Source organism: Vibrio olivae (assembly GCF_042428525.1).
Lineage (GTDB): Bacteria > Pseudomonadota > Gammaproteobacteria > Enterobacterales > Vibrionaceae > Vibrio > Vibrio olivae.
In genome coordinates this window covers 190,208-207,960 of sequence record NZ_JBHMEP010000001.1, presented here as the reverse complement: position 1 = coordinate 207,960, position 17,753 = coordinate 190,208, and the positions used below count along the sequence as shown (strand labels likewise).

The 17,753-nt window shown below is 44.3% G+C and carries 16 protein-coding genes; 9 read left to right on the top strand and 7 right to left on the bottom strand.

From position 1 onward, the window contains the following. Positions 1-39: 39 nt before the first annotated feature. Positions 40-795, bottom strand: coding sequence for a Nif3-like dinuclear metal center hexameric protein (locus ACFFUV_RS01085; RefSeq protein ID WP_390189084.1), 756 nt, complete (start codon positions 793-795; stop codon positions 40-42). A gap of 93 nt (positions 796-888) precedes the next feature. Between ACFFUV_RS01085 and ACFFUV_RS01080 the strand changes: the two genes are divergently transcribed. Beyond that, a complete protein-coding gene (locus tag ACFFUV_RS01080; RefSeq protein ID WP_390189083.1) occupies positions 889-1,653 on the top strand; it encodes a DUF1853 family protein in 765 nt (254 codons plus the stop codon). Positions 1,654-1,733: 80 nt separating this feature from the next. Here the strand turns inward: ACFFUV_RS01080 and pgm are convergent, their stop codons facing one another. Continuing rightward, positions 1,734-3,380 (bottom strand): phosphoglucomutase (alpha-D-glucose-1,6-bisphosphate-dependent), encoded by a 1,647-nt coding sequence (gene pgm, locus ACFFUV_RS01075; protein ID WP_390189082.1) that lies wholly within the window; start codon positions 3,378-3,380, stop codon positions 1,734-1,736. Between the two features lie 96 nt (positions 3,381-3,476). Next, on the bottom strand, positions 3,477-4,040 hold the full coding sequence (seqA, locus tag ACFFUV_RS01070) for a replication initiation negative regulator SeqA (protein WP_390189081.1): 564 nt from the start codon (positions 4,038-4,040) through the stop codon (positions 3,477-3,479). Positions 4,041-4,134: 94 nt separating this feature from the next. On the opposite strand from seqA, the gene ACFFUV_RS01065 reads away from it, so the two are divergent. From ACFFUV_RS01065 to fldA, 3 genes are all read left to right on the top strand, one after another. Beyond that, positions 4,135-4,902: an alpha/beta fold hydrolase gene (locus ACFFUV_RS01065; protein ID WP_390189080.1), complete on the top strand. Its 768-nt coding sequence runs from the start codon at positions 4,135-4,137 to the stop codon at positions 4,900-4,902. 124 nt (positions 4,903-5,026) lie between these two features. Next, positions 5,027-5,248: a DUF2788 domain-containing protein gene (locus ACFFUV_RS01060; protein ID WP_390189079.1), complete on the top strand. Its 222-nt coding sequence runs from the start codon at positions 5,027-5,029 to the stop codon at positions 5,246-5,248. 45 nt (positions 5,249-5,293) lie between these two features. Next, complete coding sequence (gene fldA / locus ACFFUV_RS01055; RefSeq protein ID WP_390189078.1) at positions 5,294-5,827, top strand: flavodoxin FldA; 534 nt, start codon at positions 5,294-5,296, stop codon at positions 5,825-5,827. A 55-nt stretch (positions 5,828-5,882) separates the two neighbouring features. Here fldA and ACFFUV_RS01050 read toward each other — a convergent pair whose 3' ends face one another. Further along, positions 5,883-6,377 (bottom strand): DUF4442 domain-containing protein, encoded by a 495-nt coding sequence (locus ACFFUV_RS01050; RefSeq protein ID WP_390189077.1) that lies wholly within the window; start codon positions 6,375-6,377, stop codon positions 5,883-5,885. Between the two features lie 197 nt (positions 6,378-6,574). Here ACFFUV_RS01050 and fcrX point away from each other — a divergent pair, with 197 nt between their 5' ends. Further along, positions 6,575-7,024: a ferric iron uptake transcriptional regulator FcrX gene (gene fcrX / locus ACFFUV_RS01045; RefSeq protein ID WP_390189076.1), complete on the top strand. Its 450-nt coding sequence runs from the start codon at positions 6,575-6,577 to the stop codon at positions 7,022-7,024. A 72-nt stretch (positions 7,025-7,096) separates the two neighbouring features. Here fcrX and glnS read toward each other — a convergent pair whose 3' ends face one another. Continuing rightward, positions 7,097-8,761, bottom strand: coding sequence for a glutamine--tRNA ligase (gene glnS, locus ACFFUV_RS01040; protein WP_390189075.1), 1,665 nt, complete (start codon positions 8,759-8,761; stop codon positions 7,097-7,099). Positions 8,762-9,064: 303 nt separating this feature from the next. Further along, entirely contained in the window at positions 9,065-10,564 is a 1,500-nt protein-coding gene (gene nagE, locus ACFFUV_RS01035) for an N-acetylglucosamine-specific PTS transporter subunit IIBC (RefSeq protein ID WP_390189074.1), read from the bottom strand. A 467-nt stretch (positions 10,565-11,031) separates the two neighbouring features. Here nagE and nagA point away from each other — a divergent pair, with 467 nt between their 5' ends. The 4 genes from nagA (at position 11,032) to asnB (ending at position 16,977) form a co-directional block, all read left to right on the top strand. Continuing rightward, positions 11,032-12,162: an N-acetylglucosamine-6-phosphate deacetylase gene (gene nagA / locus ACFFUV_RS01030; protein ID WP_390189073.1), complete on the top strand. Its 1,131-nt coding sequence runs from the start codon at positions 11,032-11,034 to the stop codon at positions 12,160-12,162. A 9-nt stretch (positions 12,163-12,171) separates the two neighbouring features. Continuing rightward, the gene (nagC, locus tag ACFFUV_RS01025) at positions 12,172-13,386 is read left to right on the top strand and encodes a DNA-binding transcriptional regulator NagC (protein WP_390189072.1); all 1,215 of its coding nucleotides are present in this window, start codon (positions 12,172-12,174) and stop codon (positions 13,384-13,386) included. Between the two features lie 83 nt (positions 13,387-13,469). Beyond that, on the top strand, positions 13,470-15,056 hold the full coding sequence (locus ACFFUV_RS01020) for a cation:proton antiporter domain-containing protein (RefSeq protein WP_390189071.1): 1,587 nt from the start codon (positions 13,470-13,472) through the stop codon (positions 15,054-15,056). Between the two features lie 244 nt (positions 15,057-15,300). After that, positions 15,301-16,977, top strand: a complete 1,677-nt coding sequence (gene asnB / locus ACFFUV_RS01015; protein ID WP_390189070.1) for an asparagine synthase B — start codon at positions 15,301-15,303, stop codon at positions 16,975-16,977. Positions 16,978-17,064: 87 nt separating this feature from the next. On the opposite strand, the gene rfaH is transcribed toward asnB, so the two are convergent. Beyond that, on the bottom strand, positions 17,065-17,559 hold the full coding sequence (gene rfaH / locus ACFFUV_RS01010) for a transcription/translation regulatory transformer protein RfaH (RefSeq protein ID WP_390189069.1): 495 nt from the start codon (positions 17,557-17,559) through the stop codon (positions 17,065-17,067). Between the last annotated feature and the right edge of the window lie 194 nt (positions 17,560-17,753).

The window sequence follows — 17,753 nt, the reverse complement described above, 5'->3', positions numbered from 1 at the left end:
TATTGCTAGGGATTGCATCCAATCTCAAGATAGTCGTCATCAAACTGGATTATCGATATCAATAAATTCCACGTCCAAATCATACGTTTGACTTAACCACTCACCCAACGCTTTCACCCCATAACGCTCAGTCGCATGGTGCCCTGCCGCAAAATAATGAATATTTTGTTCACGTGCACTGTAAGTCGTGCGTTCAGAAATTTCACCGGAAAGATAAGCGTCTAAATAATTCGCTGCCGCAAGCTCAATAAAGTCCTGTCCTCCTCCGGTGCACCAACCGATGGTTTCAATCTGATTTCCGTTGCCACTCGCAATATGCAGCGGCTGCCGATTCAGCACCTGAGCAATCTTTTGGCCAAACTGCTCTGCGCTCATCGGTTGTTTTAGTCTCCCTTGCATCACCACAGATTGAGGCGTCGGCTCAAGGCCACCAAGCACTTCAATATCCAGCAACTGAGCTAATTGTGCGTTGTTGCCCAATGTCGGATGAATATCAAGCGGTAAATGGTACGCATACAAATTAATATCATGTTTGATTAATTGACGAATACGCGTCCCTTTCATGCCTCGAATAGGCTCAGCCTCGCCTTTCCAGAAATAGCCGTGATGGACCAATATCGCATCTGCATTTGCTTCAATTGCTCTCTCAATGAGCGCCTTAGACGCCGTTACCCCGGTAATGACTTTTCTCACTTCAGATTTGCCCTCAACCTGAAGTCCATTCGGGCAATAATCTTTGATTAAATGCGGTGAGAGTTCCGCATTGAGTCGCTGTTCGAGTTCTAAATGATTCATTCGGGCTTCCCATCTTGTTCAATGTGAGAGGTTATAGCAATTTCAGGTTACAATGTCGAAATTATCCATTCAAGAGTGTAGCCGCCACATCGCATGCAGCATTTTTATCAGTGGGTCATTGAAACCCCAGCTCTATTTGAGCTTGAGCAATCAGCACCTTTTACCAGTTTCGAGCACTTAGGCTTATCTCAACAGCGCCCCGAAGCCATGGTTTATCAAGGTAACCCTCGCTTAGGGTTCGTATATCAGTACCTATGCGACCAAGTCTTGAAACATTCATCACAATTCGAGGTTGTCGAGCAAGAAATTCAACTCAATCAAAATGGTAAGACTCTCGGCGCAATTGATTTCATCGTTCGCGATCATCAGCAATCACAATTGCAGCACTGGGAAGTCGCGATTAAGTTTTACCTTCTGCACGGAGATAGTTGGTATGGCCCAAACGCGCACGACCGTTTAGATAAAAAGCTTCAGCGAATGCTCGAGCATCAACTGACTTTGACCCAGCATCCCGCGTTTATCGAGCAATACCCTGACTATCAGCACCTATTTACCCAATTACTCATGCAGGGACGGCTGTATACCAACCCGTTTTCTGCTCAAGCAGTCCCTCAATATTGTCTTGGCCATAAACTGAACTCAAGCCAAATCCAAGGCTATTGGTGCTACTCACATCAATGGCATCATATTGGAGAACCTCTCTTCGCACTTGAAAAACATCAATGGGCAACAGGGCTAGAGCCTCAACATCAACACACTCCAATCACTGAATTTTCCGGGCGATTTATTCATGCTCAAAGCGCAAGTGGTCAATTTTGGTTTATCGTTAATGAACAATGGCCACATGATAATAACTAATCACGTGCTCGGCTAAACGAAAAAACAAAAAAAGGCGACACAGTAACCTGCATCGCCTTCATGTTATTAATCAGTCTGTGTTATAAACCGGCTTCTGCAAATACTTGATTCACAATCTCTTGTGCTTCTTGTTCAATTTGCTTGAGGTGCTCAGCACCCTTAAAGCTTTCACAGTAAATTTTGTACACGTCTTCAGTACCTGACGGACGAGCAGCAAACCAGCCATTTTCTGTTGTTACTTTAAGGCCACCAATTGCCGCATCATTGCCTGGCGCATGAGTTAAACGCGCGGTAATGGCATCGCCGGCTAAAGTATCGGCTTTCACCATTTCTGCTGACAACTTTTTCAATACGTCTTTTTGTGGACCATTGGCGACGGCTTGAATTCGGTTGTATTGAGATTCACCGTGTTTCGCGGCCAACTCTTCATAATACTGCTGTGGGTTTTTGCCAGTCATTGCAGTGATTTCAGCAGCAAGAAGGCAAAGAATGATACCGTCTTTATCTGTAGACCATGGCGTACCGTCTTTACGCAGGAATGAGGCTCCCGCACTTTCTTCGCCGCCAAAGCCAAAGGTGCCGTTATATAAACCGTCGACAAACCATTTAAATCCAACCGGGACTTCACACAACTGGCGACCAAGATCCGCGACCACGCGATCGATCAATGCACTAGATACAAGGGTCTTACCTACCGCAACGTCCTTGTTCCATCCTTGACGATGACGGAATAAGTAATCAATACATACGGCAAGGTAGTGGTTTGGATTCATCAAACCTTTTGGCGTAACGATACCGTGACGGTCGTAATCGGGGTCATTACCAAATGCCAAGTCATATTGGTCCTTTAATGCCAGTAAACCTGCCATAGCATACGGTGATGAACAATCCATGCGAATCGCACCGTCTTTATCCAACGACATAAACTGGAACGTTGGATCAATGGCTTCGCTCACCAAAGTGATATCGAGCTTGTACGTCGCCGCAATTTGGCGCCAGTAATCAATACCGCTACCGCCAAGAGGATCAACTCCGATTTTAAGCCCTGACTTTTGAATCGCTTCAATATCGATGACATTGACGAGGTCATCAATATAAGGCTTAACTAAATCACGCTCACTATAAAGCTCACTCGCTTTTGCCTCAGACAGTTCCATGCGTTTCACGGCGGCTAGGTTGTCTGCAATTAAAGCATTGGCGCGATCTTCAATCGCTTGAGTCAGCTCTGCTTCGGCAGGGCCACCGTGAACAGGGTTGTATTTAATACCACCATCTTGTGGTGGGTTATGAGATGGCGTAATCACAATACCATCCGCTTTTTCGGCGTGAGTTTGGTTGTAGGTTAAGATTGCATGAGAGATACCCGGAGTTGGTGTGTAGCCACCCTCTTGTTGGGCAATTACTTGAACACCGTTTGCAACCAGAACTTCGACCACGTTCGCAAATGCCGGTTCAGACAAAGCATGGGTATCTTTACCCACAAACAGAGGGCCAGTTGTTCCCTGCTGAGCGCGTATTTCTGCTACCGCTTGCGCGATCGCCAAAATATGATTTTGATTAAATGTAGATTTGTCCGCGCTACCACGGTGACCAGAAGTACCGAAAACAACTTTATGTTCGGGGTTGCTTGAATCAGGTTGAAGTAGGAAATAATTCGAAACCAAAGCTGGAATATTATGCAGGTCTTGCTGCTGCGCTTTTTGGCCCGCTCTAGGGTGGTTAGCCATCATGACATCCTTTCTTGAAAATAATGATGAGAAATCAAAAGCCTCATAATAACCAGATGTACTGTATCATTAATGAGGCTTTTGTCAGACTTTTCATTAAATCGATTGGGTCACTTTCTCAATAAGCTCCGCAGGGAAGTTCATACGCGTCATGACTTGGTCGATCATTTGACGCTTACGGCTGGTGTTGGTATTCGTGATAACCCAAAAAGGCGAGTTAGGAATCGCTTTTGGTTTCGTGGTATTGCCACTTGTCAGTAGGGTCTGTTCGTTATCAGCAAAGTAGACTCGCTTGCGTCCTTTCACTTGAGCCGCTTCAGAAAAACCTTGGGCATCCAATTTATACAAAGTCGAAAGAACCAACATAAAACGGTCAATGGCTTTCTTAAGACCCGCAAACTCATCCGAAATCAATAAACCACGCATCTCTTTGACTAAATCATACGTTGTCTCTTGTCCTGCATCTTTGCTGACAACAATCCCTTTGGTTGGTGCAGATGTCAATTCTGCCACTTGGGCTTGCGGCGCTACGTAAGGCGCTTGCGCTTGACCATCGACATTTAGCAGACGGCGCAGAATATCCGATGCGCTCTCACCAATATGCTGGGTTTGACCTGCGATGTAACGGTATAGATCCTCATCAACCTCTATTGTTTTCATTCGCTTTTCACAATCTCTATGTTTAAACTCGGATGAATTATAACGAGATCTTCGCCGAGACTCTACGATAAACCAGTCACGAATAAGATAAAAAATGTCACAGCAGCTCAACTATAAAATTCAAGGTGAGGGTCACACCATTGTTTTGATCCATGGACTCTTTGGTAATTTAGACAATTTAGGCCTTTTAGCACGTGATTTAGTCCTTGATCATCAAGTGCTGAGTGTCGATCTTCGAAATCACGGTCAGTCCTTCCACAGCCAAACCCATGATTATGCTTCAATGGCTAAGGATATCGTGGAACTCCTATCGAATCTTGGCATCAAAACCTATACGTTGGTGGGCCATTCAATGGGTGGCAAAGTCGCGATGCAAGTCGCCAACTTGTCTCGTCAAAATACTTCAGCGCTGATTGTGTTAGATATGGCGCCAGTACAATATCACCAACGCCGCCACGATGACGTATTCGCGGGGTTGTTTGCGGTATTAGACCACAAGCCCGCTTCGCGGAAAGAAGCGATGGCGATTCTGGAACAACATATTGACACCGATGGTGTACGTCAATTTCTGAGTAAATCCTTATATAAGGAGGGGCAACATATGACATGGCGCTTCAATGTTCATTCCTTATATCAAAATTATCTGAACATTCTGGCATGGGAAACTCAGGCAAGTAACACCGTGCCAACCCTTTTTATTAAAGGCGCAAACTCCGATTACTTAACCCGTGAGTACCAACCACAGATTCAAGCTCAATACCCGATAGCCAAAGCTCATGTCATCGCCAACACCGGACACTGGCTACACGCGGAGAAACCCGCGGAAGTATTGAGGGTAATGCGCCGTTTTCTTAGTAAATAACGTATATTTCGGTGTTAAACGTAAAAAATCCTGCGAATATTCTACTTGTCATTACGCACTGAATTAACTTTGTGGATTAACAGTGGTATAGTTCGCGCAATAAAATTAGGCATAAAGGGATTCCATGCTTTACGACTATATGAACGTCATTGAGTCTATTGGATTAGACTTACTGTTTGCTGCGATTTTCTTTTTAATTGGTATGGCAATTAAAGATGTATTGAAATCCGGCAATGTTCCTCCTTTTGGGCGTCGTATTGTATGGTTGGTTTTGTTTCTCGGCTGTGCTGGGTTTATCGCCAAAGGGATAATTCAGTTAAGTTGGGAAGGAACGGGCTTAGGCTAATCCGTTTTATCGCTAATCACAGACAAGAGTAAAGGTAACGAATCTATGGCAAGTGTAGGTATCTTCTTTGGTAGCGACACAGGTAACACTGAAGCCGTTGCGAAGATGATTCAAAAGCAACTCGGCAAAAAATTAGTTAATGTCCAAGACATTGCGAAAAGCAGTAAAGAAGACATCGATAATTTCGATCTGCTTCTGCTTGGCATTCCAACGTGGTATTACGGCGAAGCACAGTGCGATTGGGATGATTTCTTCCCTGAACTTGAGCAAATTGACTTCTCGACCAAACTCGTTGCTATTTTTGGCTGCGGAGACCAAGAAGATTACGCTGAATACTTTTGCGATGCGATGGGCACGGTACGTGACATCGTTGAAGCAAAAGGCGGCACTATTCTAGGTTATACATCAACCGAAGGTTATGAATTCGAAGCATCTAAAGCGGTGCTAGAGGATGACGATAGCCAATTTGTTGGATTGTGTATCGATGAAGACCGTCAGCCTGAGCTAACCGAGCAACGTGTCAACACGTGGTGTGAGCAGATTTACGAAGAGATGTGTCTCGCTGAGCTCGAAGACTGATAACCATCCCCTGACTGTTCAGGGGATTTTTTTATCTACTTTCAACCGCTAAAGATTATTCCGCGGTGGTTAACTCTCGGTAAGCCGTCTTTTTTCTGACATAAAGCGTTCGCTGTACTTGCGAGACCACTTCGCCTTGAACATTTTTTATATGGATATCAAATATCGGGAAGTATTTATCGCCAGTTACAGTCTGTTGCAAAATGGCGTCAAGCTGCCCCTGAGAAATCACAAATTCAGCAAACAAATCCGTAGTACCCGGTTTAATAAAGTTGATGCTTGCTTGTTTATCCCACACATAATATTGATGGCCTAAAATACGCATCAACATCAGGGCATAAATCGGGTCAGTTAACGAAAAAATGCTGCCGCCATATTGCGTTCGATTGGCATTTTTATTCCACCAGCGCAGTTTGAGTTTAACGTTAACTTGCCGAAAATCCTGACTAATTTCAGTAATTTTAATTCCCGCTCCCCAGAAAGGCGGCCAACTGTTTAACAAAAATTTTGCCACGCTTGGGGTTAAAAGCTTAGATAGCGAAGAATTCATCCCTGTACTCCATCCAAATTGATTAAGTTAATAAATTGTAACTGGTCGGATGTTTGTAATCAGTGATTATCGTACAATTTTATGACGACCCTCTAGTAACCCCTTGAAGTTCGTGGTTTATTGTTCCCTTATACTAACCTATAATATTCGGAATAGTGAGTGCTGTTTATCGCTGCAGATCATCAACAGGAATGTATATGTCAGACAACAACCAAGCGTTGAAGGATGCTGGTCTCAAAGTAACCCTTCCAAGGCTAAAGATTTTAGAAGTACTACAGCAGCCTGAGTGCCAACACATCAGTGCAGAAGAGCTGTATAAAAAGCTGATTGATCTCGGCGAGGAGATTGGTCTTGCCACGGTGTACCGTGTATTGAACCAATTTGATGATGCGGGCATTGTTACTCGTCATCATTTTGAAGGGGGTAAATCCGTCTTTGAACTCTCAACCCAACATCACCACGATCACCTAGTGTGTTTAGACTGTGGCGAGGTGATTGAGTTTTCAGATCAATTAATTGAAGACCGTCAAAAAGAGATTGCGGCACGTTACAATGTTAACTTGACCAACCACAGTCTTTATCTCTATGGCAAGTGTGGTGATGGGAGTTGTAAAACTAACCCTGATGCACATAAAGAGAAGAAATAATAAAGGCGCTTATAGCGCCTTTTTTGATCGACAAACCTATTTAAAAGGCACATTTCTGTGCCTTTTTAGTTTCTAATCACCAATCTTTGCCCACGTATCACGAAGGCCAACGGTACGGTTGAATATTAACTTGTCCGCGCTTGACGTTGTATCAGCACAGAAGTAGCCCGTACGTTCAAACTGGTAGCCGGCTTGCTCTTGCGCCTGACCCAGGCTTGGTTCCACATAGCCATGTTTAATAACCAAAGACTCTGGATTAATGGTTTCAGCAAAGTTATCAGACGCCGCTGGGTTTGGTACGGTAAACAGACGATCGTACAAACGAATTTCAGCAGGCAGCGCTTTATCCGCTGATACCCAATGAATAACGCCTTTCACTTTTCGACCATCGGCTGGATTCTTGCCCAACGTTTGGTCATCGTAGCTACAGTAAATCGTTGTGATATTGCCTTGGTCATCTTTTTCAATGCGTTCAGCCTTAATCACATAAGCGCCACGTAAACGCACCTCTTTACCCAACACTAAACGTTTGTACTTTTTATTGGCTTCTTCACGGAAGTCTTCACGCTCAATCCAAACTTCACGAGTAAACGGAACTTCACGGCTGCCCATCTCAGGTTTGTTTGGATGATTTGCCACGTTCAAGGTTTCGACTTTACCTTGCTCGTAGTTTTCAATCACTAACTTAACTGGGTCAATAACCGCCATTGCACGTGGTGCGTTTTCATTCAAATCATCACGAATACAAGACTCTAACGAGCTCATTTCAATCATGTTATCTTGCTTGGTGACACCAATGCGTTTACAAAACTCACGAATCGATGCAGCAGTAAAGCCACGACGACGCAAACCAGAGATGGTTGGCATACGTGGATCATCCCAACCATCAACCAGTTTCTCGGTCACAAGTTGGTTCAATTTACGCTTAGACATCACCGTGTACTCTAAATTCAAGCGACTGAATTCGTACTGATGTGGCGTGCAATCAATCGTAATGTTTTCAAGAACCCAATCATAAAGACGGCGGTTGTCTTGGAACTCAAGCGTACACAATGAGTGAGTAATGCCTTCCAATGCATCTGAAATGCAGTGAGTAAAATCGTACATTGGATAAATGCACCATTTATCACCAGTCTGATGATGCTCGGCAAAGCGCACACGGTATAAGACGGGATCGCGCATAACCATGAACGACGAACCCATATCGATTTTTGCACGTAAACATGCACTACCTTCAGCAAACTCACCTGCTCGCATTTTTTCAAATAGTGCAAGGTTCTCTTCCACACTGCGATCGCGATACGGGCTTGGTTTACCTGGCGCTTTTAAAGTGCCACGGTATTCACGAATTTGATCTGGGGTTAACTCTTCAACGTAAGCGAGGCCTTTATTAATAAGCTCAATCGCATACTCGTAAAGTTTATCGAAGTAATTGGACGAATAGCAGATATCGCCACTCCACTGGAAACCTAACCAGCTTACGTCATTCTTAATCGATTCAACGTATTCCACATCCTCTTTTTCAGGGTTGGTGTCGTCAAAACGTAAGTTACATTGTCCCTGGTAATCCTGAGCAATACCAAAGTTTAAGCAAATGGACTTGGCGTGCCCGATATGCAGATAGCCATTCGGCTCTGGCGGAAAACGAGTATGCACGCTTGTGTGTTTGCCATCCGCTAAATCTTTATCGATGATTTGGCGAATAAAATTCGATGGACGAGCTTCAGCTTCACTCATCTATAGCACCTCAATTGTTTTAGTATTGTCAGAGAAAGGGTTTGTACCTGTAATTAGGCCACAAATTATATTAGCGGTAATGATCCACAATTCTTTGCGAATGCACAACTATATCTCGAGTTTTCTTGAAAAATAATCACGACCAACGCTTAAACCACCACCAACTCGATGTTTGTGCCACTATGATTAAGCCGCGCCAGCACAATACGTGACAATTTAGTTGGCAAATGTCGTTCAATTTCTATACGTTTTTACAAAAAAAGCCCCCTAAATAGGAGGCTCTATGATGGATAACCAAAAGTATTATGAGGAAGTTGAAACCTCAGATAAATCTTCGTTTTGGTCAATATTTTTCATTTCACCGGCAATGATTTCCGCAAGCGGTCCCAAGATAACTTGTAGGTTGTTAGAGCCAAGTTTAACCACGCCCATTGCACCTAAATCTTTGAGCTGCTGCTCATCAATCACTGACATGTCTTTTACCGTCAAACGAAGGCGGGTAATACAAGCATCAATGTTCGATAGGTTTTGATGACCACCAAGCACTTTTAAATACTGTTTAGCCAATTTATTTGACTCTTTTGCCCCTTGCAATGGTTGACCAGCGCGACCTTCAACCTCGTCTTCACGTCCTGGTGTTTTGAGGTTAAAGCGCACGATAACCGTTCTGAACACAACGTAATAGATAGCGAAGAACACCAATCCTTGGATAATCAACATATACCATTGAACCGCCAATGGGTTACGCGTAGAAAGGAATAAGTCGACAAAACCAGCGGAGAAACCAAAGCCTGCAATCCAGTGCATGGAAGCGGCAATAAACACCGAAATACCCGTTAACACGGCGTGCAGCACATAAAGCAGTGGCGCAAGGAACATGAATGAAAACTCAAGTGGCTCCGTTACCCCTGTAAAGAAAGAAGCAAATGCAGCCGCAATCATGATGCCTGCCACTTTTTCTTTGTTCTTGGCGGTCGATGTATGGTAAATCGCAAGAGCAGCACCAGGTAGACCAAACATCATAATTGGGAAGAACCCAGCTTGATACATACCCGTTACACCGGCAACGGCGGTTCCTTCTGCGATAGATTTTGCGCCACCTAAGAAATTAGGAATATCATTAATCCCAGCAACATCAAACCAGAACACTGAGTTTAATGCGTGATGAAGACCAACAGGAATCAACAAGCGGTTAAAGAAGGCATAAATCCCCGCACCTGCAGACCCCATGCCTTGAATCGACTCACCAAAATGTACAAGCCCACCATAAATCGCTGGCCAAATGTACATGAGAACAAAAGAGAGAAGGATACCAACGAATGAAGTTAAGATAGGAACAAGGCGCTTACCTGAGAAGAAAGCCAGCGCTTTATGCAATTCAACTGTCGAATAACGGTTATAAATTTCGGCAGAAATGATGCCCACTAGAATACCTACAAATTGGTTTTGAATTTTACCAAATGCGGCAGGAACTTCTGAAGGGTCAATACCTTGGATTTGTGCAACTGCACCAGGTGACAGCAGGGTTGTAACCACATACATACACACCAAACCAGCCAGTGCGGAAGCACCATCTTTGTCTTTCGACATACCGTAAGCGACACCGACAGCAAATAACCATGACATGTTGTCAATAATCGCTGCTCCCGCTTTAATAAGGAACCCCGCTAATGCAGAGTTAGCACCCCAGCCGGTCGGGTCAATCCAGTACCCTACCCCCATGAGGATGGCCGCGGCGGGCAAAGTTGCCACCGGAACCATCAGCGCTTTACCTACGCTTTGAAAATAACCAAGAATATTCACCTTATAGTTCCCCCTATAGGATATTTATTATCTTGAACGACTTTTTTTATCCGCTCAATTTAGTTCCCCCAGTTTATGGTTTTAATTTTGCTCCGCAAATTAAAACCTTACCTTTTGTGATCATTATCACCGCAAAGTTCTGCAATATAGGGTTTTTGCTAGCAAGATCATAAAACTTATTTCATGTTGTAAAAAATGATAATATAATCTCGTAAACCGCGTTATTCTTGACATTCAGCGTCATCAATACCCAAAAAAATTTATAAACAATGAAGAAAACAGCCCTAGGTCTTGTCATAAATATCGCATAATGTGAAAAAACCGAAGATTTTATCACCTAAAAGTTACTTTTCTTCATTTTATTTTGCCTGACCATGTAAACAAACAAGAGACAATCTGCCATTGTTGTTTGACGGAAATTTTAGGCGTAACCAAAGAACAAGAATCGATAAAAGGATTAGCTGACCATGTATGCGCTAACGAACTGCAAAATATTCACCGGCTCTGACGTATTGCTTCACCATGCGGTCGTCGTAAAAAATGGGGTCATTGAACAAGTCTGCCGTGAAGAACAACTGCCGCACAACATTGAAAAGAAAGATTTGGCGGGCGCAAATTTAAGTCCTGGCTTTATTGATTTACAACTCAATGGTTGTGGTGGTGTGATGTTTAACGACGACATCACGCCTGCCGCGCTAGAAACAATGCATCGCGCCAATTTAAAATCTGGATGTACCAGCTTTCTTCCTACCTTGATCACCTCATCCGATGAGGATATGCAGCGGGCTATCGCGGTCACACGTGAGTATCAACGCCTAAACCCAAACCATTCACTTGGCTTGCATCTTGAAGGGCCCTATCTTAACGCCGCGAAAAAAGGCATTCACAATGTGGATTACATTCGCCCTTCAAACCAAGCAATGATTGAGACAATTTGTGACAATGCGGATGTCATCGCCAAGGTGACCCTAGCACCAGAAATCAACGATCATTCACATATTCAACGCCTTCACCAAGCGGGTATTGTTGTGTCAATTGGTCATACCAATGCAACCTACATCGAAGCCCGTCAAGGCTTTGAATCCGGTATTCGTTTTGCGACTCATCTATTCAATGCGATGACGCCTAGTGTTGGCCGTGAACCTGGAGTGGTGGGCGCTATCTTTGATACTCAAGACGTCTATGCTGGTATTATTGCAGATGGCTTCCATGTTGATTACGCGAACATTCGTATCGCCCACAAAATTAAGGGCGAAAAATTAGTATTAGTGACGGATGCCACAGCTCCTGCAGGCGCTAATATGGATTACTTTATTTTTGTTGGTAAGAAAGTATATTACCGAGATGGTAAGTGTGTTGATGAGAATGGCACACTAGGCGGCTCAGCGCTCACGATGATAGAAGCGGTTAAAAATACCGTTGAGCACGTCGGTATCGCGTTGGATGAAGCGCTGCGAATGGCAACATTATATCCTGCCAAGGCAATCGGTGTAGACAGTAAACTCGGCCGTATTCGAGAAGGAATGGTCGCAAACCTCACCGCATTTGACCGCGACTTCAACGTTGTAAAAACGATAGTTAACGGACAAGACGAGTAAACATAAAGCATGAATGGCGGACAGATAGGTAACGTAGATCTAGTAAAACAACTTAACAGCGCAGCTGTGTATCGCCTGATTGATCAACAAGGCCCGATATCACGAATTCAAGTTGCGGATGTTAGCCAATTAGCCCCCGCCAGTGTTACCAAGATTACCCGTCAGCTTCTAGAACGCGGTTTAATCAAAGAAGTAGCGCAGCAAGCCTCTACAGGCGGTCGACGCGCTATCTCCCTCACGACTGAAGTGGAGCCTTTCCACTCGATTGCCGTGCGGCTTGGGCGAGACTATATCCACCTCAGCTTATATAACCTCGGTGGTAAAGAACTGGTGTCTGAACACCAAGAATTTTACTACACCAGCCAAACTCAACTTACCGACGGATTGATCACGCACATTCGCCAATTTATCGATAATCAGCAGGGCTTCATTAAACAACTGATCGCGATTGGCGTCTCATTACCAGGTTTAGTTAATCCTGAATCTGGTGTGGTGGAATACATGCCTAACGTTGCAGTGAGCAGCTTAGCCATTTCTGATTTGATCGTAGAAACCTTTCAAGTACCGTGTTTTGTCGGCAATGATGTTCGTGGTATGGCGCTTGCTGAGCACTATTTCGGAGCCAGCCAAGATTGTCAGGATTCGATTTTGGTTAGCGTTCATCGAGGCACCGGTGCAGGTATTATCGTCAATGGACAAGTTTTTCTTGGCCACAACCGTAACGTTGGCGAAATTGGTCATATCCAAATCGATCCACTCGGCGAACAATGCCAGTGCGGTAACTTTGGCTGTTTAGAAACAGTGGCTGCCAATCCTGCGATTGTAGAGCGGGTAAAAAAACTGATCGCCCAAGGCTATGAATCAAGCTTATCTCAAGCAGAGCACATTACAATTACCACGATTTGCCAGCATGCCAACCAAGGCGATGAGTTGGCTAAACAAAGCTTAGTGAGGGTCGGAAACCAGTTAGGAAAAGCGATTGCGATCACCATTAACTTATTTAACCCACAGAAAGTGGTGATTGCCGGCGATATTATTCAAAGCCAAGACATTGTTTTTCCTGCAATACAACGTAATGTCGAAAATCAATCCTTGAAGACATTTCATCAACAGTTACCGATTGTGGCGTCCGAAATCGATACTCAACCGACCATTGGAGCTTTTGCAATGATTAAGCGGGCAATGTTAAATGGGGTTTTGTTACAAAAGTTACTTGAAAATTAACAACAAACTCTCACAGTTAGATAAACTTAAGGGCTAAGTATACTACCTAGCCCTTTTTTGTATTAAGCGAGTAAACGTCAGCCATGGATCTCATTCTTATTAGCGCCGCTTTTGTCGCGGGTTTCATTGCGTTAAAGTGTCACCTTCCTCCTCTGGTCGGCTTCTTACTTGCAGGGTTTGGCTTGCATGCTTTCGGCTACACCACCAATGACACCATTATTGAATTGGCGGATCTTGGGGTCACTTTATTGTTGTTTACCATCGGCCTGAAGCTGGATGTCAAAGTCTTGATGTCGAAAGAGATATGGGCTGGCGCAACACTGCATAATCTCCTTTCTACTGCGCTGTTTAGTGTTGTCCTCGTGGGCCTTAAAGTGCTTGGTGTGAATGCATTAGCATCAATGGACTTTGCACAATTAGCCTTACTTGGCTTCGCTCTGTCATTTTCAAGTACGGTCTTTGCGGTAAAGTCATTGCAAGAACGGGGTGATATGAATGCAACCTTTGGCACCATCGCGATCGGGATTCTTGTTATGCAGGACATCTTCGCGGTGGTGTTTCTAACCGCATCAACCGGAAAGTTACCTCATTGGTATGCGATTGCCCTATTTGCCTTACCACTGGTTCGCCCGCTATTTTTCAGATTGATGGATAAAGTCGGCCACGGCGAAATGTTGATCTTATTAGGCGTTTTCCTCGCCTTAGTCGTTGGCGCTGGACTGTTTGAATTGGTCGGAGTGAAGCCGGATTTAGGCGCGCTGATTCTGGGTATGTTACTCGCTCAACATTCAAAAGCGTCAGAACTCTCGAAGTCACTCTTCAACTTAAAAGAGCTGTTTTTGATCTGTTTCTTTCTTAATATCGGACTGTCGGCACAACCAACCTTATCCGGCCTCGTCCTCGCTCTATTAGTGTTGTTACTCTTGCCGTTGAAAGGCGTTCTTTACTTTTGGGTATTGAACCGATTTAAATTTCGAGTCCGAACGTCTTTAATGGCCTCTTTCAGCCTACTCAATTACAGCGAGTTTGGCCTAATACTGGGTGGGCTTGCGTTTAAGATGGGATGGATGAGTGACGACGTACTGGTCGCACTCGCGCTTGCGGTGTCAATGTCATTTATCATCGCATCGCCAATTAATCGTAAAGGCCATGAACTCTACCAAAAATCCGCCAAATGGTTAAAAGAACAGGCGGCGGAAAATCTCAATCACCGCGATCAGCGTATTAACCCAGGACATGCACAAATTCTCATTCTGGGCATGGGGCGTATTGGATCGGGAGCCTATGACGAACTTCGAGCTCGCTATGGAAAAATTAGCTTAGGAATCGAAGTACGGGAGGATGCAGCGCATGAGCATCGCAGTTTAGGTCGTAATGTGATCTGTGGCGATGCGACAGACTCTGATTTTTGGGAACGAATTTTAGATACCGCTAACGTCAAATTGGTTTTGCTCGCCATGCCTCACCATCAGGGTAATCAAATAGCCTTACAACAGCTTCAAGCGCGCGGATTTAACGGTCAAATCGCGGCCATTGCCGAATACCCCGACCAAGTGGAGGATTTAATGGAATCAGGCGTTGACGCCGCGTTTAATATTTATCGCGAAGCCGGGGGCGGGTTTGCTCGCCACGTGTGTGACCAACTGAAGCCAAACTTTAATCAACCCTAAAAACTCAATCATGCTAAGGCGGTCATAAGACCGCCTTATTTGTCCCCTTTTCTCACTTCCTTACACCAAAAGTGGCTAAAATCTACCCCGAGTTAGATTTCATTTAATTATTTTCAATATAATTAAAAAAAATTTACCACAAAGCATTTTAAGTATTATTTTGAACACTTTCTGGTTGCATTTATTAATCAAAGTGGCAAATTATCTTCAAAGCAGTAAAAAACGTTCAACAAAGGAATTGGTTATGTGTTCTATCTTCGGCATTTTAGACATAAAAACAGACGCGCAAGCGCTTCGTCCTGTTGCATTGGAAATGTCTAAAAAATTGCGTCACCGTGGTCCTGATTGGTCAGGAATTTACTCATCAGAGCGTGCGATTTTAGCACATGAGCGCCTTGCGATTGTTGGTCTCAACAGTGGCGCTCAACCAATTTATAGCCCTGATAAAAAACTGGTTCTTGCAGTTAACGGTGAGATCTATAACCACAAAGAAATTCGTCAACGCTACCAAGATAAATACGATTTCCAGACCGACTCTGACTGCGAAGTGATCTTAGCGCTGTATCAAGAGATGGGTGCGGATCTATTGGAAGAGTTGAACGGTATTTTCGCTTTCGTTCTTTACGATGAAGAAAAAGACCAATTCCTAGTTGGCCGTGATCACATCGGGATTATTCCGTTGTACCAAGGTTATGATGAACATGGTAACTATTATGTGGCATCAGAAATGAAAGCCCTAGTGCCGGTATGTCGTACCATCAGTGAATTCCCTCCGGGTTGCTACTACGGCTCGCAAGATTCGTCTCCGGTTCGTTACTATCTACGCGACTGGAATGAATATGCAGCGGTTCAAGGCAACACCACCAGCAAAGAAGAGTTAACCGAAGCACTAGAAGCCGCCGTTAAACGTCAATTGATGACCGATGTACCTTATGGCGTATTATTGTCTGGTGGTTTAGATTCCTCCATCACTTCGGCAGTGGCTAAACGCTTTGCGGCAATGCGTATCGAAGATGACGATAAATCAGCTGCTTGGTGGCCCCAGCTACACTCATTTGCTATTGGCCTTGAAGGCGCCCCCGATCTAAAAGCGGCACGTGAAGTGGCTGAGCAAATTGGTACGGTTCACCATGAAATGACCTACACCATTCAAGAAGGGTTAGATGCGATTCGTGACGTTATCTATCATATTGAAACTTATGACGTCACGACGATTCGAGCATCAACACCTATGTTTTTGATGGGACGTAAAATCAAAGCCATGGGGATTAAGATGGTGCTTTCCGGCGAAGGCGCTGATGAAATTTTTGGTGGTTACTTGTACTTCCATAAAGCACCTAATGCTCAAGAGTTCCATGAAGAAACGGTTCGTAAATTGTTAGCTCTGAACATGTTTGACTGCGCGCGAGCTAATAAATCATTGGCCGCATGGGGCGTCGAAGGTCGTGTTCCATTCCTTGATAAAGAATTTATCGATGTCGCGATGCGCTTAAACCCAGCCGATAAAATGTGCGGTAACGGCAAAATGGAAAAACACATTCTTCGCGAATGTTTTGAACATTACCTGCCTGAATCTATCGCATGGCGTCAAAAAGAGCAGTTCTCTGATGGTGTCGGTTATGGTTGGATTGATACTCTTAAAGCGGTTGCAGCCGAGCGTGTTACGGATCAACAGATGGAAACGGCTTCTTTCCGCTTCCCATACAACACACCAACCACCAAAGAAGGCTACATGTACCGCGAGATTTTTGAAGAATTATTCCCGCTTCCATCTGCCGTTGAGTGTGTTCCAGGTGGACCATCGGTCGCTTGTTCTTCTGCTAAGGCAATTGAATGGGATGAGTCGTTCAAAAACTGTGTTGACCCATCAGGCCGCGCGGTTCAAAACGTACACAACGACGCCTATGCCGAAGGGGCTTAATCGTTAACTCAGTTTTCCATTGAACGTAAAAAGCGCAGAGTCATCAACTCTGCGCTTTTTTATGTCAGTGAGTAACGTGCCAACGTCTCAGTCGAATTCAATATCGTGATTATCAATACTCATTTCAACAGGAGTGCTCAAAAGCGTGACCAGTAGAATAGAGCGAGTTTCACCGTCAGGCTCTTGATAGATAGCATCTATCCCCGCAAATTGCCCGCTTTTGACACGAAGCGACTGCCCCTTTTTCGGCACTTCACTTTGCATTTGCTCATCGAGCTGTTCCATTTGCTTGAGCGACACGACTAAATCGCCTTGCAACTGCTGAGGCATCGCACCTTGCCGAACAAAGTCGATCACTCCCCGTGTTGAGCGAATCGTGGTAAACGTGGGGCCGATTTCACAATCAAACCGAATAAAAATATAGGAAGGAAACAGAGGCTCTTGTTTCAGCTGACGCTTACCGCGAACTATTTTCTCGACACTTATTTGTGGGTAGTAACATTCAACACCTTGATGTTCAAGGTTGAGCTTGGCTCTTAACTGCTCTCCCCGCTTGCAGTAAACCAAATACCAGTTTTTCATAGACATCAACCAGTGCACAATTTTGCTTATACTAACATTTCTCAAAAACGCAGCAAACTGCTCCAAGTTAAGTCCAACGCCACCGACAGCACAATTCCATTTATGAAATCATAGATTTCGAACCACTCATTGCGATAAAGATCACGCAAATTTCTTTTTGTTTCAAATAATTACAGCACAATGTAGGCAATGCC

What these genes read in the sequence shown, in the direction of transcription:
- ACFFUV_RS01085 (WP_390189084.1), bottom strand. Translation starts at nt 795, where the DNA reads ATGAATCATTTAGAACTCGAACAGCGACTCAATGCGGAACTCTCACCG.
- ACFFUV_RS01080 (WP_390189083.1), top strand. Translation starts at nt 889, where the DNA reads ATGCAGCATTTTTATCAGTGGGTCATTGAAACCCCAGCTCTATTTGAG.
- pgm (WP_390189082.1), bottom strand. Translation starts at nt 3,380, where the DNA reads ATGGCTAACCACCCTAGAGCGGGCCAAAAAGCGCAGCAGCAAGACCTG.
- seqA (WP_390189081.1), bottom strand. Translation starts at nt 4,040, where the DNA reads ATGAAAACAATAGAGGTTGATGAGGATCTATACCGTTACATCGCAGGT.
- ACFFUV_RS01065 (WP_390189080.1), top strand. Translation starts at nt 4,135, where the DNA reads ATGTCACAGCAGCTCAACTATAAAATTCAAGGTGAGGGTCACACCATT.
- ACFFUV_RS01060 (WP_390189079.1), top strand. Translation starts at nt 5,027, where the DNA reads ATGCTTTACGACTATATGAACGTCATTGAGTCTATTGGATTAGACTTA.
- fldA (WP_390189078.1), top strand. Translation starts at nt 5,294, where the DNA reads ATGGCAAGTGTAGGTATCTTCTTTGGTAGCGACACAGGTAACACTGAA.
- ACFFUV_RS01050 (WP_390189077.1), bottom strand. Translation starts at nt 6,377, where the DNA reads ATGAATTCTTCGCTATCTAAGCTTTTAACCCCAAGCGTGGCAAAATTT.
- fcrX (WP_390189076.1), top strand. Translation starts at nt 6,575, where the DNA reads ATGTCAGACAACAACCAAGCGTTGAAGGATGCTGGTCTCAAAGTAACC.
- glnS (WP_390189075.1), bottom strand. Translation starts at nt 8,761, where the DNA reads ATGAGTGAAGCTGAAGCTCGTCCATCGAATTTTATTCGCCAAATCATC.
- nagA (WP_390189073.1), top strand. Translation starts at nt 11,032, where the DNA reads ATGTATGCGCTAACGAACTGCAAAATATTCACCGGCTCTGACGTATTG.
- nagC (WP_390189072.1), top strand. Translation starts at nt 12,172, where the DNA reads ATGAATGGCGGACAGATAGGTAACGTAGATCTAGTAAAACAACTTAAC.
- ACFFUV_RS01020 (WP_390189071.1), top strand. Translation starts at nt 13,470, where the DNA reads ATGGATCTCATTCTTATTAGCGCCGCTTTTGTCGCGGGTTTCATTGCG.
- asnB (WP_390189070.1), top strand. Translation starts at nt 15,301, where the DNA reads ATGTGTTCTATCTTCGGCATTTTAGACATAAAAACAGACGCGCAAGCG.
- rfaH (WP_390189069.1), bottom strand. Translation starts at nt 17,559, where the DNA reads ATGAAAAACTGGTATTTGGTTTACTGCAAGCGGGGAGAGCAGTTAAGA.